The organism is Winogradskyella sp. HB-48 (assembly GCF_049942685.1).
Lineage (GTDB): Bacteria > Bacteroidota > Bacteroidia > Flavobacteriales > Flavobacteriaceae > Winogradskyella.
Genome location: NZ_CP187934.1, coordinates 2180939 through 2201511, shown reverse-complemented (window position 1 = coordinate 2201511; position 20573 = coordinate 2180939). Strand labels below are relative to the sequence as shown.

General features: G+C 35.5%; 19 protein-coding genes. 15 read left to right on the top strand and 4 right to left on the bottom strand.

Annotated elements, in window-relative coordinates; all coding sequences use genetic code 11:
* Nucleotides 1-53: 53 nt before the first annotated feature.
* Entirely contained in the window at nt 54-1184 is a 1131-nt protein-coding gene (locus ACPX19_RS09935; RefSeq protein ID WP_426429851.1) for a vWA domain-containing protein, read from the bottom strand.
* 89 nt (nt 1185-1273) lie between these two features.
* Here ACPX19_RS09935 and ACPX19_RS09930 point away from each other — a divergent pair, with 89 nt between their 5' ends.
* Both ACPX19_RS09930 and ACPX19_RS09925 read left to right on the top strand, forming a co-directional pair.
* On the top strand, nt 1274-1876 hold the full coding sequence (locus tag ACPX19_RS09930; protein ID WP_426429850.1) for a hypothetical protein: 603 nt from the start codon (nt 1274-1276) through the stop codon (nt 1874-1876).
* 84 nt (nt 1877-1960) lie between these two features.
* Nucleotides 1961-5173, top strand: a complete 3213-nt coding sequence (locus tag ACPX19_RS09925) for a VPS10 domain-containing protein (protein ID WP_426429849.1) — start codon at nt 1961-1963, stop codon at nt 5171-5173.
* 31 nt (nt 5174-5204) lie between these two features.
* Here ACPX19_RS09925 and ACPX19_RS09920 read toward each other — a convergent pair whose 3' ends face one another.
* Nucleotides 5205-5882, bottom strand: a complete 678-nt coding sequence (locus ACPX19_RS09920; protein WP_426429848.1) for a Crp/Fnr family transcriptional regulator — start codon at nt 5880-5882, stop codon at nt 5205-5207.
* A gap of 112 nt (nt 5883-5994) precedes the next feature.
* Here ACPX19_RS09920 and ACPX19_RS09915 point away from each other — a divergent pair, with 112 nt between their 5' ends.
* From ACPX19_RS09915 to ACPX19_RS09875, 9 genes are all read left to right on the top strand, one after another.
* Nucleotides 5995-8370: a heavy metal translocating P-type ATPase gene (locus ACPX19_RS09915; protein WP_426429847.1), complete on the top strand. Its 2376-nt coding sequence runs from the start codon at nt 5995-5997 to the stop codon at nt 8368-8370.
* Between the two features lie 94 nt (nt 8371-8464).
* Nucleotides 8465-8638 carry a cbb3-type cytochrome oxidase assembly protein CcoS gene (ccoS, locus tag ACPX19_RS09910; RefSeq protein WP_426429846.1) on the top strand — a complete coding sequence of 58 codons (174 nt, stop codon included), beginning with the start codon at nt 8465-8467 and terminating at the stop codon, nt 8636-8638.
* Between the two features lie 10 nt (nt 8639-8648).
* Complete coding sequence (gene ccoN, locus ACPX19_RS09905; protein WP_426429845.1) at nt 8649-10856, top strand: cytochrome-c oxidase, cbb3-type subunit I; 2208 nt, start codon at nt 8649-8651, stop codon at nt 10854-10856.
* 5 nt (nt 10857-10861) lie between these two features.
* Entirely contained in the window at nt 10862-11047 is a 186-nt protein-coding gene (locus ACPX19_RS09900) for a CcoQ/FixQ family Cbb3-type cytochrome c oxidase assembly chaperone (RefSeq protein ID WP_426429844.1), read from the top strand.
* Entirely contained in the window at nt 11044-12027 is a 984-nt protein-coding gene (locus ACPX19_RS09895) for a cbb3-type cytochrome c oxidase N-terminal domain-containing protein (protein ID WP_426429843.1), read from the top strand. The genes ACPX19_RS09900 and ACPX19_RS09895 overlap by 4 nt, the downstream gene beginning before the upstream one ends.
* 21 nt (nt 12028-12048) lie before the next feature.
* Nucleotides 12049-13473 carry a cytochrome c oxidase accessory protein CcoG gene (gene ccoG / locus ACPX19_RS09890; protein WP_426429842.1) on the top strand — a complete coding sequence of 475 codons (1425 nt, stop codon included), beginning with the start codon at nt 12049-12051 and terminating at the stop codon, nt 13471-13473.
* 8 nt (nt 13474-13481) lie between these two features.
* Nucleotides 13482-13928 carry a FixH family protein gene (locus tag ACPX19_RS09885; RefSeq protein WP_426429841.1) on the top strand — a complete coding sequence of 149 codons (447 nt, stop codon included), beginning with the start codon at nt 13482-13484 and terminating at the stop codon, nt 13926-13928.
* 1 nt (nt 13929) lies between these two features.
* On the top strand, nt 13930-14631 hold the full coding sequence (locus tag ACPX19_RS09880) for a sulfite exporter TauE/SafE family protein (RefSeq protein WP_426429840.1): 702 nt from the start codon (nt 13930-13932) through the stop codon (nt 14629-14631).
* Nucleotides 14632-14676: 45 nt separating this feature from the next.
* Entirely contained in the window at nt 14677-15159 is a 483-nt protein-coding gene (locus ACPX19_RS09875) for a hypothetical protein (RefSeq protein ID WP_426429839.1), read from the top strand.
* A 71-nt stretch (nt 15160-15230) separates the two neighbouring features.
* Here the strand turns inward: ACPX19_RS09875 and ACPX19_RS09870 are convergent, their stop codons facing one another.
* Together ACPX19_RS09870 and hemN are read right to left on the bottom strand one after the other, a co-directional pair.
* On the bottom strand, nt 15231-16064 hold the full coding sequence (locus ACPX19_RS09870) for a universal stress protein (RefSeq protein WP_426429838.1): 834 nt from the start codon (nt 16062-16064) through the stop codon (nt 15231-15233).
* 12 nt (nt 16065-16076) lie between these two features.
* Complete coding sequence (gene hemN, locus ACPX19_RS09865; protein WP_426429837.1) at nt 16077-17441, bottom strand: oxygen-independent coproporphyrinogen III oxidase; 1365 nt, start codon at nt 17439-17441, stop codon at nt 16077-16079.
* Between the two features lie 187 nt (nt 17442-17628).
* Between hemN and ACPX19_RS09860 the strand changes: the two genes are divergently transcribed.
* The 4 genes from ACPX19_RS09860 (at nt 17629) to ACPX19_RS09845 (ending at nt 20507) form a co-directional block, all read left to right on the top strand.
* Entirely contained in the window at nt 17629-18210 is a 582-nt protein-coding gene (locus ACPX19_RS09860) for a superoxide dismutase family protein (protein WP_426429836.1), read from the top strand.
* 92 nt (nt 18211-18302) lie between these two features.
* Entirely contained in the window at nt 18303-18833 is a 531-nt protein-coding gene (locus ACPX19_RS09855) for an RNA polymerase sigma factor (RefSeq protein ID WP_426429835.1), read from the top strand.
* Nucleotide 18834: 1 nt separating this feature from the next.
* Nucleotides 18835-19626 carry an anti-sigma factor gene (locus tag ACPX19_RS09850; protein WP_426429834.1) on the top strand — a complete coding sequence of 264 codons (792 nt, stop codon included), beginning with the start codon at nt 18835-18837 and terminating at the stop codon, nt 19624-19626.
* A gap of 116 nt (nt 19627-19742) precedes the next feature.
* Nucleotides 19743-20507, top strand: a complete 765-nt coding sequence (locus ACPX19_RS09845) for a DUF7003 family protein (protein WP_426429833.1) — start codon at nt 19743-19745, stop codon at nt 20505-20507.
* Nucleotides 20508-20573 lie beyond the last annotated feature (66 nt).

The following is a 20573-nucleotide window of genomic DNA, read 5'->3' as shown; positions in this document are numbered from 1 at the left end:
CAATTCTGTTTTTATAAAGCTAAGTGCTAATACCTAAAAGCTAATAGCTGTTTTTATCCTTTAATTCTTCTTTTTCTATTGTTTTCGTAATCTTCAAAAATCATTTCACCTAGTCCTTTTAAGCCTGTGTAAAATGCTTTCCCTCTATTGGCTTGTGTAAACTCTCTAATGAATTTCATCAAATAAGGGTCTTCTGCAATCATAAAGGTTGTAATTGGTATGTGCAAACGTCTTGCTTGTTGTGCCATGGCATAGCATTTATTAACGATATAAGGATCTAACCCTACACTGTTTTTATAATATTGTCCATCTGGCATTCGCAAGCAACTTGGCTTACCATCTGTAATCATAAAAATCTGTTTGTTAGTATTTCGCTTTCTGCGCAACATATCCATTGCCAATTGCAAACCTGCAACGGTATTGGTATGATAAGGTCCAACCTTAAGATATGGTAAATCTTTAATTTTTATAGGCCAAGCATCATTACCAAAAACTAAAATTTCGAGCGTATCTTTTGGATAACGTGTTGTAATCAGTTCGGCCAAAGCCATGGCTACCTTCTTAGCAGGTGTTATGCGATCCTCACCATACAAAATCATACTGTGGCTAATATCTATCATCAGCACTGTACTCATTTGACTTTTATGCAGCGTTTCTTCAATAACTAAATCATCTTCAGTTAGGCTAAAATTAGCTATCCCATGATTGATTTGAGCATTTCTAAGACTCTCAGTTACCGAAACTTTATCTAAGGCATCACCAAATTGATAAGCCCTAAAGTCACCTGTATGCTCATCTCCTAAGCCAACACCTTTACTCTTGTGATTACCAGAACCGCTTCGCTTTATTTTTCCGAAAATATGATCTAATGCTTGTTGTCTGATAGCACGCTCGGTTTTTGCCGTGATTGCCATTCCGCTTCCACCATTGCCATCGTTATCAATTTCTTCTCTTATATACCCTTTCTTTTTTAGATCTTCAATAAAATCATCAATGGTATAATCTGGTGTAGTGAGCTTATACTCTACATCCAACTGTCGCAACCAATCAATAGCCTCATCAAAATCTCCTGATGTATAAGTAATCAACTCCTTGAAAATTTCAAAGAGTTTTTCGAAAGGGGATTGGTATGGCGCTTCATAAGTTTTGAATATAAAGCCCGATTTTCTTTTTTGTTCTCTCATAGCATTATAAAAATAATACTTTTAAATGTAACATTTACATATTTTCAGATTCTAACATTTTGTTAACTTTACCCGAAACTTATTACAAAATGTCCGAGGAAACCGAAAAAGAAAAACCAAAAAAAACCAGAAAAAAAATCAACTGGACCACTGATAAAATCATGAGCACTTCTGCTCTATTCATAAGTGTAATTTCTTTAATAGCTCTCATTTACCAATCGTATTTAGCTAGAGAAGAAAATAAGCTCATACAGATGCAACAAAGTGCATCAGTATTGCCTCATCTTAACCAATGGTATAGTAACTATAATAATACTTTTAAGTTTGTAGTTGGTAATAAAGGGGTTGGCCCAGCATTTATTGATGAAGTAGAAATTACTCTGGATTCCATCCATAAATTTAACAACACCAAAGATTTGTTTGATTATATCTTTGAGAATAATAAAGAGTTAGACACTATTCCGTATACATATAGTACGCTCATAAAAGGCTTTGTTTTACCAGCAAATGAGCAAATCGACATTCTTGAAATAAAAAATCCAAAACATATTCAACTGACCAGGGACGCACTAAACAAGATAAATATCAACTATAAAATTGTCTACAAAGATGTCTATGGATCCAAATGGGTTTTAACTAATGACAATAAGAATGGCACTAGTACTAACACACCCATTGCCATCGAGAAATAATTATAATTTACACCTTAACAACTTCTTATGAATTCTCAAATTTCTTTTCATTATTTTTAGAGAAATTAACTAACCTAAATAATAATGAAACGTTTTCTCTTATGTGTTATGCTTTGTGGTGTAGCACTTCTTTCTGCACAAGAATTTTCAATGGATTTAGTAAAAAACATGACACCAAGAAACATTGGTCCTGGTGGTATGTCTGGTCGTGTTACAGCTATTGATGTCGTAAACGATAATCCTGACATTATGTATGTTGGCACTGCTTCCGGCGGACTTTGGAAGTCAACTTCAGGAGGTATTAAATGGGAACCTATTTTTGATAAAGAAGTTACAGCTTCCATAGGAGCTGTTGAAATTCAACAATCCAATCCGAGTGTAATCTGGGTTGGTACAGGTGAAGGTAATCCTCGTAACTCACTAAATGGCGGTTACGGTATATACAAATCGCTAGATGGTGGAAAGTCTTGGATGGCTATGGGTTTAGAGAAAACTAGACACATTCATAGAATTATAGTAGATCCTACCAATCCTGATGTTGTTTATGTAGGTGCTATTGGTTCTCCATGGGGAGAACATCCTGAGCGTGGAGTTTTTAAAACTACAGATGGCGGCAAAACATGGGAAAAGATTCTTTTTGCAAATAACAAAACTGGTATTGCCGATTTGGTAATGGATCCTTCTAACCCAAACAAACTATTCGCTGCCATGTGGGAACACAAGCGCGATCCTTGGTTTTTTAACTCTGGTGGAGAAGGTTCTGCGTTACACATGACACACGATGGTGGTAAAACATGGAAAAAAATTACTGAAAATGATGGCTTTCCTAAAGGAGATTTAGGTCGTATTGGTGTGGCTATTGCACCTGGAAAACCTGAAATTGTTTATGCGCTTGTTGAAGCTAAAAAAAATGCACTTTATAAAAGTGAAGATGGTGGTTTTAAATGGACAAAAATTAATGACAAAAATGATATAGGGAATCGTCCATTTTACTATTCTGAAATCTACGTAGACCCACAAAATGAAAACCGCGTATATTCTGTATTCACATACGTGAACGTTTCTGAAGATGGAGGGAAAAACTTTGAGCAACTTATGCCTGCTTATGGTGTGAGTAATGGTGTGCATCCAGACCACCATGCTTGGTGGATTCATCCAGAGGATGGTAGTTTTATGATTGATGGCAATGATGGAGGTATGAATATTACTAGAGATGGTGGAAAAACATGGCGATTTATTGGTAATCTTCCTGTGGCTCAATTTTATCACATCGCAGTAGACAATGAATTTCCATATAATGTCTATGGAGGTATGCAAGACAATGGGTCTTGGAGAGGGCCGGCTTATGTTTGGAAAGATCAAGGTATTAGAAATAGTTACTGGCAAGAAATAAGTTTTGGTGATGGTTTTGATGTGGTACCAGATAGAGATGATTCACGCTATGGTTGGTCTATGAGTCAGCAAGGTTATGTAAGCCGTTACGATTGGCAAACCGGAAACAACTATGGAGTAAGACCTACACATCCTGATGCTAATGTAGAATTGCGTTTTAATTGGAATTCAGCTATAAACATTGATCCGTTTGAAAACAGTACAATTTATTTTGGAAGCCAGTTTGTACATAAATCAACTGACAAAGGCGAAACCTGGACTGTTATTTCACCAGACTTAACCACTAATGATCCTGAAAAGCAAAAACAATCCGAAAGTGGTGGATTAACTATGGATGCAACTGGAGCAGAAAATCATTGTACCGTTTTAGTCATAGAACCGTCGCTTGTAGAAAAAAATATGCTTTGGGTTGGGACCGACGATGGCAGAGTACACTATACAATTAATGGAGGTAATACTTGGGTCGATGTTTCAAAAAACATCAAAGGGTTACCCGAAGGCAGTTGGATAGCCCAAATAAAAGCATCCAATAAAAACAAAGGCGAAGCACTTTTAATTGCTAACGATTACAGACGTTTTAATTATACGCCTTATGCTTACCGGACAAAAAATTATGGAAAAACTTGGGAACGCATAGTAGATAGAAATGATGTTCAGAGTTACACGTTATCCATTGTAGAAGATTTAGAAGAACCAAATCTCATGTTCTTAGGAACAGATGATGGACTTTATATTTCTTTAAATGCAGGAGAAAAATGGACAAAATGGACTGAAGGTTTCCCTACTACATCTGTAAAGGATTTAGTTATCCATCCTCGGGAGCACGATTTGGTGATAGGAACATTCGGAAGAGCAGCTTGGGTTCTAGACGATATTAGACCTTTGAGAGCCATGGCGAAAAACAAGTCGGTCATCAACTCAAATATTGAGTTATTTAATCCACCAACAGCTTATCAAGCAGCATACCAACAACCCACAGGAAGTCGTTTTGGTGCAGATGCCATGTACCATGGTGAAAATCGTGGTGGTGGAGCAAGATTTACATATATGTTCAATAAAAAAGATATGCCAAAAGAAGAAAAGAAAGACAATCAGGAAAAAGAAAATGAGGACAACATGGATGATGAAAAAAGTGAATCTAAAATTAACTGGGATTCACTGACCTTGAAAATTTATGATGGCGAACGACTTATTAGAACATTAAAACAAAAAGCACCAAAAGAAAACGGTCTTGAGAAATGGACATGGTATATGGATGAAGCAGGTGTTAGTAGGCCTTCGCGAAGAATCCGAGAGCAAAACAGAGAACCTGGTGGCGTTTCTGTAAAACCAGGTGACTACAAAGCAGTTTTACATTACGGTAATTTAACTTCCGAAACTACAATTACCGTAAAATCTGACCCAAGACTAAATGTTTCACAAAAAAATATAAATGAAGTCTACGCAACAGCAAAGGCATTAGAAAAACTCCAAGAAAAAGCTGCTGAAGCTGTTGAACAATTGGTAGAAAGTAAAACCATAGCCGAAAACTTCAAGAAAGAACTTTCCAAACTAGATAAAGAGACTTACAAAGAACAGATTAAGCGTTCTAAAGAAATGGTAAAATCTATTGATAGCCTAATTGACAAGTATTTAGGCAAAGTAGATGAAAGACAAGGCATTACTAGAGATCCAGAAGTAACACCAATGCAACGCCTGCGCACAGCACAAGGTTACGTATATGATAGCCAAACAGGAATAACCTCAACAGAGACAACATTAATTCAACATGCAAAAGATGCTTTTGATAAAGTTTTTGGTGAGACCAATGATTTCTTCAATACGACTTGGAAAAATTTTCAGAATGAAATGAAAGACTTAAAAGTCAATCCATTTAAAGAAACCAAACGCTTTAGTGTAGACTAAACAAAAAAGCGCTTTAAATTAGAGCGCTTTTTTATTCTATCCATTTAAGACCGTTATAATCTTCAATCATTATATGCTTACCTTTAGTAGAAATCAAATCCTCTTTTTTAAATTGGGATAATATTCTAATAGCAGATTCTGTTGCCGTACCAACTATACTAGCATAGTCTTCACGAGAAAGGACAATACTTAAATACCCTTCATTATCCGTACCAAAATTGTCATGAATATACATCAAAATTTCAGCCATCCTGCGTTTTACAGATTTTTGGGCCATATTTACCAATGACTCGTCTGATTCTTTTAAATCATTAGCCATTTCTCTCAATACGTCCATAGTAAACTTTGGATTTTTTGACAAATCATCAATTATCTCACTCTTAGGGATAAAGCACATTTCCATATCATTAAGTGCAATAGCACTTAAATTTGTTTTCTCATCAGTAACCAAAGATCGTTTACCCAAAAGATCTCCTTTGACAACCAGTTTTACAACTTGGTCTTTTCCATTTTCACTTAACTTAGTGAGTTTACATACACCATCCCTCACACAATAAACTCCGTTAAGCGTTTCCCCTTCCTCAAAAATGACCTGACCTTTCTTGTAAAATTTTCCAGTTTTACATGCGGAAACTCGCATTAATTCATCGCGCGTCAGAGACTTTAAGGAATTAAACTCCTTAATAATACAAGACTCACATTTACTCATACCAATTGATTTAGTGACTTAACCCAAATATACTAATTACATGACAAATATCATATTTTATCTTTACAGATAATGTCACCTTTGTTACAGGTATAAATGAGCAAATTAAACTATGGGAAACAAATCTTGTTTTCATTGTGGTGACGACTGTGGTAATCATCCCATTATCTTTCAGGAAAAAACCTTCTGCTGTAATGGCTGTAAAACTGTTTTCGAAATTTTTAATGAAAATGATCTCACCTGCTATTATGATTTACAAAATTCACCAGGAGCCATTCCCAAAGAAATTGAAGGAAAGTACGATTTTCTATCACAAGAAAATATTATAGAAAAGCTTACCGAATTTAGAGGCGATGAGATTGAAATAGCTACACTTTACATTCCACATATTCATTGTAGTTCCTGCATTTGGATTTTAGAAAATCTTAAAAAACTTAATCCAAACATTTCTGACTCTCAAGTAAACTTTGGTAAAAAAACGCTTAGGGTCACTTACAGTTCTAAAAAAACAGACCTAAAGTCTGTCGTCATTTTATTGAGCAGTATTGGATATGAACCTTACATTAGTCTAGATGATTTTAAAACAGGAAAACAAAAAATCAACAGAACAATAATTTATAAACTTGGTGTTGCTGGTTTTGCCTTTGGAAATATCATGTTCCTATCGTTTCCTGAGTATTTTGAAATCAATGAATTCTGGTTAGAACAATACAAGCATATGTTCCGTTGGCTTATGTTTTCGTTGTCCATTCCTGTGGTTTTTTACGCGGCACAAGATTATTTTGTGTCGGCTTATAAAGGCTTAAAAGCAAGACTTTTAAATATTGATGTGCCTATTGCTTTAGGTGTTTCCGTTTTATTTATAAGAAGTACTGTTGAAATCGCTTTTGACATCGGTTCAGGTTTTTTTGATAGTCTTTCAGGATTGGTTTTTTTCCTTTTGTTAGGTAAATTTTTTCAGCAAAAAACTTATGACTTCCTATCATTTGAGCGCGACTATAAAAGCTACTTCCCTATTGCAATTACTAAAATTGAAAAAGACGGAAGTGAAAACTCAATTCAGGTTTATGATATTGAAAAAGGTGACCGACTATTAATAAGAAATGAAGAGTTAATTCCGGTTGATGGCATCCTTATTAATGGTAGAGGAAAAATAGACTACAGTTTTGTTACAGGTGAATCTCAACCCGTTACTAAAAAATCTGGTGACAAACTTTTTGCAGGTGGCAAACAAACAGCTGGTGTCATAGAGCTCGAAGCCTTAAAATCTGTTGAACAAAGTTACCTTACCCAATTGTGGAGCAACGACGTCTTTAATAAAAATAAGGAAGATGGTTTTACCAATATTACTAACAATATAAGTAAACACTTTACAATTGCCATCCTTACAATAGCGGTAATTGCAACAACTTATTGGTTATTTATTGATGCCAGTAAAGCCATGAATGTCTTTACTGCAGTACTTATAATTGCTTGTCCTTGTGCTATTGCGTTGTCTGCACCTTTTACCTATGGAAATCTGCTTCGCATTTTTGGCAAGCTGAAGTTTTATATGAAAAACGCTAGCGTTATAGAACAGCTAGCACATATCAATACTGTAATATTTGACAAAACAGGAACCATTACATCCAACAAACAAAGTAGCGCAGAATATGAAGGCATATCGTTATCGGATTCTGAAAGTTTGGTCCTTAAAAACTCTTTGAGAGGATCTAATCACCCTTTGAGTAGAACACTTTATAATATCCTTGATGAACACAATATCATTACGCTAGATAGGTTTGAAGAACACATTGGCAAAGGTATAGAAGCAAAACATGACAATATTAACCTAAAAGTTGGATCCGCAAGTTTTGTGGGTAATGCTGAACAAACCCCTAATCTAAATACTACAGTTCACGTAAGCAACAATGATGTCTACAAAGGAAAATTCACCTTTTATAATAGTTATAGAAAAGGAGTAGCTAAACTTTTTAATCAATTAAAGAAACATTTTGATTTAGTGATTCTCTCTGGAGACAATGAAGGGGAACTCAAAAATCTTCGAAAGTTACTTCCAGGAAAAACTAAACTTATTTTCAACCAAAAACCAGATGACAAATTAGAGTTTATTAAATACCATCAATCTGAAGGTGCAAAAGTATTAATGATTGGTGATGGACTCAATGATGCAGGCGCTTTAGCACAAAGTGACGTTGGCATTGCTATTTCAGAAGATGTTAATGTGTTTTCACCTGCTTGTGATGCCATTTTAGATGCTTCAAAATTTAAGCAATTGTATCGTTATATCATGGCTTCAAAATCAGCCATAAAGATCATAAAATGGAGCTTTGTGCTTTCATTCATTTATAATGTTATTGGACTATATTTTGCCGTCACGGGTCAGTTAGCACCTGTAATTGCAGCCATTTTAATGCCATTGAGTTCTATAAGTATAGTAGTGTTTACAACAGTATGCACCAATTTTATAGGTAGAAAACTGAAATAATTATTTGAAATAAATCTAAATAAGATGACATGATAAATGTCATGTTTTTAAAAAAGGTTCAACAGTAAATTTGAGCCATAACTTCAAAATAGGTATGAGTGTTATATACATAGTTTTAACAGTAAGTGTCATTGTTGGTGTAGCTTTTTTTATCGTTTTTTTAATGGCTGTAAAATCTGGCCAATATGATGATAGCTATACACCATCAGTACGTATGTTATTTGAAGATGAAATAGTAAAACCAAAAAATTCAACAAAAACTGACTAATTATATTAATATGGAAATGCAACAATTTTACTACGATAACAAAATCGTTAAAAAATTCCTCTACGCCACAATAGTTTTCGGTGTGGTTGGGATGCTCGTTGGGCTTATTTTGGCCTTTATGTTTTTATTCCCAAACATGACCGACGGTATTTCGTGGTTGAGTTTTGGGCGGTTAAGACCATTACACACCAACGCAGTAATTTTTGCCTTTGTGGGTAATGCCATTTTTGCTGGTGTCTATTATTCACTTCAGCGTCTACTAAAAGCAAGAATGTTTAGTGATTTATTGAGCAATATTAACTTCTGGGGCTGGCAATTGATTATTGTGGGCGCAGCAATAACGCTACCACTAGGTATTACAACATCAAAAGAATATGCCGAATTAGAATGGCCATTTGACATCGCCATTGCTTTGGTATGGGTTGTTTTTGGTGTTAATATGATTGGTACAATCTTAAAACGTCGTCAACGCCACTTATATGTGGCCATTTGGTTTTATATCGCTACGTTTGTGACGGTTGCAGTACTTCATATCTTTAATAGTTTAGAACTTCCAGTTAGCTTAACAGGTTTTAAAAGTTATTCGGTTTATGCCGGTGTACAGGATGCCTTAGTACAATGGTGGTACGGACACAATGCAGTAGCATTTTTCTTAACTACTCCATTCCTTGGATTGATGTATTACTTTGTACCTAAAGCAGCCAACAGACCTGTTTATTCATATAGACTATCTATAGTTCATTTCTGGTCATTAATATTCATCTATATATGGGCAGGCCCTCACCACTTATTATATACTGCGCTTCCAGAATGGGCACAGCACCTGGGTGTTGCATTCTCTGTAATGTTAATTGCACCATCTTGGGGAGGTATGATTAATGGTCTATTAACCTTACGTGGTGCATGGGACAAAGTGCGTACAGATCCGGTTCTTAAATTCATGGTTGTTGCAATTACAGGATACGGTATGGCTACGTTTGAAGGACCTATGCTATCCCTTAAGAATGTAAATGCCATTGCACACTTTACAGACTGGATTATTGCACATGTGCACGTTGGAGCCTTAGCTTGGAACGGATTCTTGGCCTTCGGTATGATATACTGGTTAATCCCAAGGCTATTTAAAACAAAACTGCATTCAGTTGGTTTAGCCAATTTACATTTCTGGGTAGGTACCCTAGGTATCATACTTTATGCCTTGCCTATGTATGTTGCCGGATTTACCCAAGCGAGTATGTGGAAACAATTTAATCCAGATGGTAGTATAGTTTATGGTAACTTCCTTGAAACTGTTACCGAAATTATGCCTATGTATTGGATGCGTGCTATTGGTGGTACGCTTTACATCATCGGTATGCTAATCTTAGTGTATAATGTTATTGTCACGATTGTAAAATCAGACAGCAAAGTTACGGACGAACTTGCAGAAGCTCCAGCTCTACAACGTGTATCTAAGAGACGTGTTGCGGGAGAAGGATGGCACACATGGTTAGAGCGTAAGCCTGTACTTCTTACTATATACGCTACAATAGCCATATTAATAGGTGGTATTGTACAGATTATACCAACTATTGTGGTTGAATCTAATATACCAACCATAAGTAGTGTTCAGCCTTATACTCCATTAGAACTTGAAGGTAGGGACATCTACATTAGAGAAGGATGTGTGGGTTGTCACTCACAAATGGTAAGACCTTTTAGAAGTGAGGTAGAACGTTATGGTGAGTATTCTAAAGCAGGTGAATATGTATATGATCATCCATTCCTTTGGGGTAGTAAACGTACAGGACCAGATTTACATCGCGTTGGCGGAAAGTATAACGACAACTGGCACTTTAATCATATGTACGATCCACAAACAACCTCATCAGGTTCAATCATGCCTGCCTATAAATGGTTAATTGTTGGTGAGGGTGCTAAACTAGATAAGTCCATGACCGAAAAGAAAATGGAAACTATGGTTAGTCTGGGTGTCCCTTACACAGAAGAAGATATTGCTAACGCACAAGCTTCTATGTTAGAACAAGGTACTCAAATTGAGAAAAACCTTTATAGCGATCCTGATTTTGCTAAATCTTATGAAGCTGATAAAGCCGCTGGCGGTGAAGATTTCGTCGAAATGAGAAATAGAGAAATTGTCGCACTTATTGCTTACCTACAACGTTTAGGTACCGACATTAAAGTGAAAGAAATCATTAACGAAACTGCTCAAAACTAATCGCCATGCTAAAATTTGTAAAACATCATATGGAAAGTATCACAGGGATAGAAATCTATCCCTTAATATCTCTTTTAATTTTCTTTCTCTTTTTTGTAGCGCTTTTTTTCTGGGTGATTACAGCAAAGAAAGATTATATAACAACAGTCAGTAATATTCCTTTAGATAACCAAAACGATTCACAACCATGAGAAATTTAATCCCATCATATATCAGAGTACCTGTCGTATTCTTTATTATCGCAGGACTTATCGAATACTTTGTAGATTCTGGCGATCAGCCAGCATTTATAGAACAACCTGTTATTCTTTTATTCCTTTTATTAGTGCTTCTATTTTTAATTGCTATAGAAGGCATTGTAGGCACAATGGATAACATTCTTTACCAAAGTTTAGATGAAGAAGGCAAAGCCAGGTACGATGCACAGAGAGCAGCACCATCTAAATTATCATTATGGATTCAGAATACTTACAAAAAACTAAAAGGTGGTAAACCTATTGAAGAAGAAGGTAAAATTATTCTAGACCATAATTACGATGGTATAAAAGAGTTAGACAACAGCCTCCCGCCTTGGTGGTTATATGGTTTTTATGCTACAATCATTTTTGCTGCGGTTTACTTAGCACGTTTTCACATTTTTAATGCTGGAGACCAATTTGCAGAATACGAAATAGAATATGCCGAAGCCAATAGAGCTATTGAAGAGTATAAAAAGACCGCAAAAAATTTAGTAGATGTAAATACTGTTGAGGTTCTTACTGATGCATCAGATTTAAATGCTGGTAAAAAGATTTTTGAAGTTAACTGTGTTGCCTGCCATATGACTGATGGTGGTGGAGGTATTGGTCCAAACTTAGCAGATCAACATTGGATTCTCGGTGGAGGTATCAAAAATGTGTTTAGAACCATTTCTGAAGGTGGTAGAGACGGTAAAGGAATGGTGGCTTGGAAAAACAGTTTAAAACCTCTTGAAATGGCTCAAGTGGCTAGTTATGTGTTACAATTCCAAGGGACAACACCCGCTAATCCTAAAGATCCTGAAGGGGACATTTGGGTAGATGAATCTGAAAACACATCTGAAACAGTTAAACCTACTCAGGACGCAACAAATGACACTGAGGAGAATACAACCGAAGTTGTTGAAGAAACTCAAACTGTAGCGTCAAATTAAATTATATAAAACTACACCCAAATGGAAACGCCAGAAAATGAAGTTTTTAGAGATTCAATTGGTACCATCAACGAAGAGGGTAAACGTAATTGGATTTTTCCTAAAAAACCTTCAGGGCCATACTGGGAAAAGAGAAAAATTGTAAGCTACTTTTTATTAGCTTTCCTTTTTGCTGCACCATTTATAAAAATTAATGGTAACCAATTCCTAATGTTTAATGTCTTAGAAAGGCGTTTTAACATCTTTGGTTTTCCGTTTTGGCCACAAGATTTTCATTTGTTTGTTATTTCCATGATAATTGGTGTGGTATTCATTACCCTATTTACGGTTGGCTTTGGTCGTATTTTCTGTGGGTGGATTTGCCCTCAGACCATCTTTATGGAAATGGTCTTTAGACGTATTGAGTTCTGGATCGATGGTGACCGCAATAAACAAATGCGTTTGGCAAGACAAAAATGGGATGCGGAAAAAATTAAAAAACGTACTTTAAAATGGTTTGTCTTTTTGATAATCTCATTTTTAATTGCCAATATTTTCCTAGCCTACTTAATTGGGAGTGACAAACTTTTAAGATGTGTTAAAGAAGGTCCTTCAGAGCATATCGGCACTTTAATTCCTCTGTTAATTTTCACAGGAGTTTTCTATTTTATTTTTGCTTGGTTTAGAGAACAGGTCTGTATCATCGCTTGTCCTTATGGCAGATTGCAAGGTGTACTTTTAGATAACAAATCTATAGTAGTGGCATACGACCATAAAAGAGGCGAAGGTGAAAACGGAAGAAAAAAATTTAGAAAAAATGAAGATAGAGATGCTTTGGGTCATGGTGATTGTATAGACTGTTTTCAATGTGTGCATGTCTGCCCTACTGGTATTGACATAAGAAATGGCACGCAATTGGAATGTGTAAACTGCACGGCTTGCATCGATGAGTGTGATACCATCATGGAAAAAATTGACAAGCCCAAAGGGTTGATACGTTATGCCAGTGAAGACAATATAGAAAAGAACGAGCCATTTAAAATTACGGCTCGTATGAAGGGTTACATTGCCGTATTGGTCATTCTTATCGGTGTGCTTTTGGGTATGTTGGCTTTAAGAAATGATGTAGAAGCTCGAGTCTTGAGATTACCAGGACAGCTTTACGAGCACAAAGACAATGACATTATTAGTAATGTCTATACTTATAAAATTGTAAACAAAACAACACAGACCATTGAAAATGTCAGTTTTAAACTCAGAGGTATTGATGGTGAAATAAAATTGGTTTCTACAAGTGATACCTTTACAGTAAAAGAAAGTGGACTGGCAGAAGGCACACTATTTATAGAACTTAAACAAAGTGATCTTTCTGGTGACAAAAATACATTGACCATTGATGTTTACAGTGGCGACAAGTTAATAGAAACAACTTCGGTGAGCTTCTTAGGCCCTAGAAGTTATAATTAAAAAAAGTTATGAAAGTAAATTGGGGAACAGCAATCGTTTTAGCATTTGTTGCCTTTATTGGGTTTATCATGTACTTTGTAATAAGTATGGCTACAAACGATAAGTATGACCATGATTTGGTGGTAGAAGATTATTATCAAAAAGAGTTGAAATTTCAAACTGATATTGATAAAGAAGAAAATTCTAAAAACTTAAAAACCAATGTCAATTGGAAAAAGACCGAAAACGGTATTCTTGTTGAGTTTCCAAAAGAATTAGAAGTAGAAAAGATTAAAGGCACAGTGTTCCTATACAGACCATCTAACAAAAAGTTAGATTTTGAAATTCCTATTTCATTATCTGATCACAATTTGCTCATACCTGACAACAAATTGTTAGATGGTCGTTGGAACATTAACATTGATTGGACTTATAACAATGAACCTTATTTGTATAAGGAAGCGATAAACTATTAACATGTTATACTCGGCATTTATATTAGGGTTATTGGGTAGTTTGCACTGCGTTGGTATGTGTGGCCCAATAGCTTTTATGTTGCCAGTAGATCACTCTAACTCGTTTAAAAAAGTATCTCAAATTGGTGTTTACCATATTGGTAGGTTATTAGCCTACAGCCTCATCGGTTTTGTTTTTGGGTTAGTTGGTAAAAGTCTTAATCTTTTTGGAGTGCAACAACAACTTTCTATAGCTATTGGTGTATTAATGATTCTTGTTGTATTAATTCCATATAAGACCTTTGCTAAATACAATTTATCTAAACCTTTAAACAAGATCATTTCCAAAGTGAAGTCAAATCTTGGCCAGGCTTTAAAGAAAAAAACACCTGATACTTTTTTAACCATAGGTTTTCTTAATGGATTTTTACCCTGTGGTTTGGTTTATATGGCTGTATTTGGCGCAGTAGCAACAGGCAGTTTATTGCAAGGCAGTTTATATATGGTTTTATTTGGTTTGGGTACTATTCCCTTAATGACATCAGCTATTTATTTAGGTAAGTTTTTAAACCAAACCATAAAACAACGCATACAAAAAGCCATTCCGGTTTTTGTAGTCATAATAGGTGTTTTATTCATCCTTAGAGGATTGGGATTAGGCATCCCATACATCTCGCCTGCTCCAATTGTAGAAATGGCAACCAGCGCTATTGATTGTCATTAATAGATTATATTTGATTTAAAAAAAATTAAATAAATTTCTGTACAGATGACAGAGACAACCAACACTCCTAAAAAAATTATAAACACCTTGACAGTTATTCACTATGGCTACTGCATAGCCATTTTAGTGTTTGCAACTGTTGTTTTTTTAATTTCAGATCATACAATAATTAGTTTTGATGATTCTGAGGATTTATTTCTTTATCTGGTTCCGATTTTTGCTTTTGGAGGTGTATCTGTGAGTATTTTTATGTTTAAAGCACAATTGAAACAAATACATAAAAAAGAAACACTTATAGAAAAACTAACAGCATATCAAACTTCTCATCTTATTAGGATTGCCTTAATTGAAGGTCCTGCCTTTTTAGGTATCGTTATATTTATGATTAGCAGCAACCTATTCTACTTAATCATTGCTTTAGCGCTATTGGTATATCTCATCTTTCTAAGACCAACAGCAAACGGTATAAAAGAAGATTTGAATCTCAATTTTGAACAAGAGAAAGAGTTTAGAAAAAACATTCAATAAAAAAACGCCAAAGCTTTTGTCTTTGGCGTTTTAACTTGATATTAATAACACTAACTAATAAACATCAAGAACTATATTTTAAAGGTCATAACCGGCAAGGTGGAATGATTGGCGATATCTTCAGAGATGCTTCCTTCAAAGAAATGTGCCAAGCCTTTTCTGCCGTGAGTGGCGACTGCAATTAAATCAGCACCTATGGTATTGGCAAAACTTAAAATGCCCTTTTCAATAGAATAATCCGAAACCACATGCACGTTTTCTAGATTATCTAAATCACCATCAGCCTTTTTAAGGAACAAGGATATACGCTTGTCTATTTCTGTTGAACTTCTAAAATTACCATCAGGTGAGTTCACATACACCAAGTGCATTGTCGCGCCTAATTTTTCAAAAGTTTTCCTTGCATTTAGGTATGGTGTTATTGCTTCGTCTGTAAAGTCGCTAGCAAATACACCATTTTCAAAATCCAATAATATTGGGTTATGCTTTATCACCAATACTGGTATATCGGCATGACGCACTACTTTTTCGGTATTGGAGCCAACTAGTACCTCCTTAACTCCACTGGCACCATGAGAACCCATTACAATCAAATTGGCATGATGTTCATTAGCCACATCGTTTACCTCGCTCCAAACCTTAAAGTGTTTTACAATTGGAGTGATTTTTAAACCCTCTAGGTAAGGTTTATCTAAAAATGCATCAAACTTTTGCTCTGCCAATTTTAGATAAAAAACAGCTTCTTCATTGATAGAATTTCCGTTAGATGTTAATATCGCATTAGACAATTCTAACATGTGCAATACAATAAGTTCTGAACCGTATTTTTGAGCCAGGTTCGCGGCTGCTTCCAAAGCATATTCTGAATGCTCCGAAAAGTCTATGGGTACAATAATTTTTTTCATGGTGTTAGTGTTTTAAATGGTCATTGAAAATAATTGGGTATCTGGCTTTTTGCGTTGAAGGTGCAAATCAAAGGCCATACATATATTTCTTATAAAAGGTTTCCCTTTTTCAGTTACGGTCATCTGCTTTTTTTCAAATCCAATTAAACCGTCTAGTTCTAGTTCTTTTAGTTTTATAAGCACCTCTGGTAATTCATCAAATACCTCTTCTGGTTGTATCCAAGAGGTTTTAAAATGACACATTAGGTTGAGAATATGCTTTCTAATCTTTAAGTCCTCTTCATTTAAAATATGTCCTCTATACACTGGAATAATATCATTTCCCAATAGGTTATAATATTCTTCAATAGATTTTACATTTTGAGCAAAACCGTACCAACTATCGCTTATGGAGGATACTCCCAACCCAATCATTACCTGTGTTTTTGAATCAGTATAGCCCATAAAATTACGGTGTATGGTTTCGTTTTGCATGGCTTTGTAAAGTCCATCTGTTTTTAATGCAAAATGATCCATACCTATTTCGGTATAGCCTACTTTTTCTAAAAGTGATTTACCTGTTTCATATTGCTGACGTTTAGACTCGGGTGTTGGTAAATCGCCATCTTTAAAACCACGCTGCCCATTGCCCTTTATCCATGGCACATGTGCATAACTGTAAAAAGCAATACGATCTGGCATTAAAGTTTCAGTCTTACGTATTGTCTCAATAACGTCTGCTTCAGTTTGAAATGGTAGACCAAAGATAATATCATGACCAACGGAAGTATACCCAATAGCTCTAGCAGCCTCCGTGGCATGTTTTACATTTTTAAAAGGCTGAACTCGATGTATAGCATTCTGAACTTTTAGATTATAATCCTGAACACCAAAGCTGACGCGTCTAAAACCTAAATCGTAAAGTGCCTGTAAGTGTTCAGTTGTAGTATTGTTTGGATGTCCTTCAAAGGAAAATTCATAATCCTCAGCCAGGCTAGACACTCTAAGCAATTCAGAAATCAAAAATGTCAAATTCTCTGGCGAAAAGAAGGTTGGAGTACCACCTCCTAAATGCAATTCCTTAATTTTAGGTTTTGCACCTAACAGTTTTCGGTATAATTGCCACTCTTTCAATACTGCCTTTATGTAAGGCAATTCTACCTCGTGCCTTTTGGTTATTCGCTTATGGCAACCACAAAATGTGCAAAGACTTTCACAAAATGGCAGGTGCAGGTACAAGCTTATCCCTTCTTCTGCATTAGATTCATCAAAGGATTGCTTTAAAACCTGTTTCCATTGTTTTAATGAAAATGTTTCAGCATTCCAATACGGAACCGTAGGATAGCTGGTATAACGTGGACCTGCCACATTGTATTTATTTACTAACTTTTGACACATATCAACTTTTGTCTAAAATCAAAATTACTCTTAAGCGTCTTTATAAAATATGACTTTTGTCATGAAGCCCCTTAATTAACAGAATAGAAAATCAACACTCTTCATTTATTTTAATTTTAAAGATTAACGATACTCTATTTGCATTGGAAGTCTTATATTCTTAACTTTACTAAAAACAAAATCAACCATGAAATATTTAAAATATAGTATACTTACGTTTGTCCTAGTTTTTGCAACAGCATGTAAAGACAACAAAAAAGAAACTGAAGAAACCGTAGACACTGAAGTGGAGAAAACAGTTGAAGAAACAGTAACTAAAACTGAAATAGAAATTACATTAGATCCTAAAAGTGGTTCTAATGCTACAGGAACTATAAAATTTATCGAAGAAAATGGTGAAGTTACCATGATGGCTTACTTATTTGGTTTAGATGAAGGGGAGCATGCAATACATATCCATGAGTCCGCAGATTGTTCATCTCCAGATGGTACCTCTACAGGCGGCCACTGGAATCCTACTGCACAGCCTCATGGAAAATGGGGAGCAGACACTGGATATCATAAAGGAGATATAGGTAATTTTATGGTAGGTGCAGATGGCAAAGGAGAGGTTAAATTCTCTACCAAGGAATGGTGTCTTACCTGCGAAGACCCAACAAAAAATATTATAGGCAAAGCTATTATAGTGCATCAAGGTACTGACGACTTTACATCTCAGCCATCTGGTGCTGCTGGTAGCAGAGTAAGCTGTGGTGCCATCATAGAATAATTTTTAAAAAAACACTAACTAAAAAATAAATAACTAGAGCTATTGCAGTACTAATCTTCCCCTTGTCTGCAAAAATTCTAAGCAAGTCGCTTATGACCGAATTAGAAACATTAGTACAGCAATTTCAATCTAAAAACCCAGTTGCGTTCAAAAAACTTTATGGCATGTATAGCCAAAGTATACATGGAGTGGTCTACAATATTGTAAAAGATGCTGATATTGCAGACGAAGTTATGCAAGATGTCTTTATAAAGGCTTGGCAAAATGCAGATACCTACTCTTCAAAAAAAGGCCGTTTCTTTACGTGGATATTAAATATAGCACGTAATGCAGCCATAGATATCACAAGGTCTAAGGCCTTTAAAAAATCCAAACAAAACCTCAACTCCGATTATTTCGTAGATATTATAACAAGTAACGATAATTTAGATGACAGCACAGATGCCATCGGAATTAAAAAGTTTGTGACCAACCTTGGCAAAAAATGTAAGGAAGTTATAGAGTTATTATATTTTAAAGGATTTACACAAAAAGAAGCTTCCGAAGAATTAAAAATGCCTATTGGCACAATAAAAACAAGAAATAGAAACTGTATTCAGCAACTAAGGGATATGGTATTGTAATATGGATATAAAAGCATACATAGAATCGGGTATTTTAGAGCTCTACGTGGCAGGTAAGCTTTCTGAAAAAGAAAATCAGGAGGTTTATGACTTGATGCAACAACATCCTGAAATATTGCAAGAAGTTTTAGAAATAGAAGCAGCCGTTGTAAAACTTACAGCAGCCGTATCGCCACATGCTATAGATTTTGAATCATTTAAAGGTAAATTAACCACAGACACTAAAGTTGTAGATCTAAAACCAAGAAAACCAAACTGGATTTCTTACACAGGTTGGGCAGCTTCTGTATTATTGGCTGGTGGTTTGTTATGGACACTTAACAATAAAAATAAGGTTGAAGAAGAACTACAAACCGTTTCTACCGAAAAGCAATACCTCGAAATACAAATTGAAGAAGCTAGAGGCGATCTTGCAGCCACCAAAAACCTGTTAGATGCCATAAGAGATAAGGATATTATAGCTGTACCATTGGGTGGACAAGGAGACTACGCCTCTACCTATGCTAAAGTATATTGGAACAAAGCTGACGATACCATTTACTTAGATGGTGAAGGCTTACCAAATGCACCAGAGGGCAAAGTTTGGCAAGTATGGTCTTTAACACTAAACCCATTAACACCTACCAGTTTAGGTACTATTGACGACTTTAACACCGACAATAACAAAATATTTGCCATTACCAATGCTAATGAAAGCCAAGCCTTTGGTATAACCTTAGAGCCAGAAGGTGGTAGTGAAAGCCCAACGATGGAACAACTCTACACGCTTGGTGTGGTGGCTTCTACTCCATAAAAAACACGTAACATTACGTAAAAATCGACCTTATTATTTGGTTATCTTTAAACAGAATAAACTAACCTCAAAACTTGGTGTATCTCGAGAATTTAACGAATAAAACCATATATTAGTTGACATATAACAAGTTACCAAACATACGAATGAACATCTTCGGATTTAAGAAAAAACAGGAATATTCAGCAAAGGAAATACTAAAGCAACTTGACAAATGTGCTGAAGATTTTACCTTTCCGATGTTGGACAATGGCTACGTTTATCCGATTCACTCAAAAATGAGTGCTTACCGAGATGAAAAACGATGGGCCTTAATCATTGAAGTAATCGGATTTAATTATCGTGGCGGAGGACACGACGGAATTTCCAATTGCTTACACATTTTTGGTAACTGCATAGACACAAAGCCTGGAACTGACAACGCAAACTTTTTGTACATAACAGATAATAGTGCGGACAATTCGACTTTTGACGAAGAATATTTGGAAAGTCTAAACCCAAAAGCAAAAACAATGCTTTTACGTGGAAAAGAATTGAGTATTAATCACAACAGAGAATTTTATCTGAATAAAGGAATTGAACTCGAAGAGGAAGACAAAATTTTCGTTTGGGAATTTATGAGAGGTTTAGAGCCTGAATACAACAATGAATTAGAGGCGACTGAAAAGGAAATAAGGGAACGAATTCCATTGGATTTACCAAAAATTATGGAACTGACTGAATGGTATCATCCAGATTGTGCTGATTCGGAACTTCCAAGTAAAAATGAAACTTTTAAACAGATAGCCAAAGTATTGGAAACTGGAAAAACGGAATTCTACAAGCCAACTAATGAACCGAATAATCATTGGAAAAACTGGCCAGATGGAGGAACACTATAAAAAAGTACGTTTGGTAACAATGTATAACCGCAATTACGGCGGATTCGACTACGTCCGAATCCACTC

Bases quoted from the DNA above. Each gene is read 5' to 3' on its own strand.
- ACPX19_RS09935 (WP_426429851.1), bottom strand. From the start codon at position 1,184: ATGAGAGAACAAAAAAGAAAATCGGGCTTTATATTCAAAACTTATGAA.
- ACPX19_RS09930 (WP_426429850.1), top strand. From the start codon at position 1,274: ATGTCCGAGGAAACCGAAAAAGAAAAACCAAAAAAAACCAGAAAAAAA.
- ACPX19_RS09925 (WP_426429849.1), top strand. From the start codon at position 1,961: ATGAAACGTTTTCTCTTATGTGTTATGCTTTGTGGTGTAGCACTTCTT.
- ACPX19_RS09920 (WP_426429848.1), bottom strand. From the start codon at position 5,882: ATGAGTAAATGTGAGTCTTGTATTATTAAGGAGTTTAATTCCTTAAAG.
- ACPX19_RS09915 (WP_426429847.1), top strand. From the start codon at position 5,995: ATGGGAAACAAATCTTGTTTTCATTGTGGTGACGACTGTGGTAATCAT.
- ccoS (WP_426429846.1), top strand. From the start codon at position 8,465: ATGAGTGTTATATACATAGTTTTAACAGTAAGTGTCATTGTTGGTGTA.
- ccoN (WP_426429845.1), top strand. From the start codon at position 8,649: ATGGAAATGCAACAATTTTACTACGATAACAAAATCGTTAAAAAATTC.
- ACPX19_RS09900 (WP_426429844.1), top strand. From the start codon at position 10,862: ATGCTAAAATTTGTAAAACATCATATGGAAAGTATCACAGGGATAGAA.
- ACPX19_RS09895 (WP_426429843.1), top strand. From the start codon at position 11,044: ATGAGAAATTTAATCCCATCATATATCAGAGTACCTGTCGTATTCTTT.
- ccoG (WP_426429842.1), top strand. From the start codon at position 12,049: ATGGAAACGCCAGAAAATGAAGTTTTTAGAGATTCAATTGGTACCATC.
- ACPX19_RS09885 (WP_426429841.1), top strand. From the start codon at position 13,482: ATGAAAGTAAATTGGGGAACAGCAATCGTTTTAGCATTTGTTGCCTTT.
- ACPX19_RS09880 (WP_426429840.1), top strand. From the start codon at position 13,930: ATGTTATACTCGGCATTTATATTAGGGTTATTGGGTAGTTTGCACTGC.
- ACPX19_RS09875 (WP_426429839.1), top strand. From the start codon at position 14,677: ATGACAGAGACAACCAACACTCCTAAAAAAATTATAAACACCTTGACA.
- ACPX19_RS09870 (WP_426429838.1), bottom strand. From the start codon at position 16,064: ATGAAAAAAATTATTGTACCCATAGACTTTTCGGAGCATTCAGAATAT.
- hemN (WP_426429837.1), bottom strand. From the start codon at position 17,441: ATGTGTCAAAAGTTAGTAAATAAATACAATGTGGCAGGTCCACGTTAT.
- ACPX19_RS09860 (WP_426429836.1), top strand. From the start codon at position 17,629: ATGAAATATTTAAAATATAGTATACTTACGTTTGTCCTAGTTTTTGCA.
- ACPX19_RS09855 (WP_426429835.1), top strand. From the start codon at position 18,303: ATGACCGAATTAGAAACATTAGTACAGCAATTTCAATCTAAAAACCCA.
- ACPX19_RS09850 (WP_426429834.1), top strand. From the start codon at position 18,835: ATGGATATAAAAGCATACATAGAATCGGGTATTTTAGAGCTCTACGTG.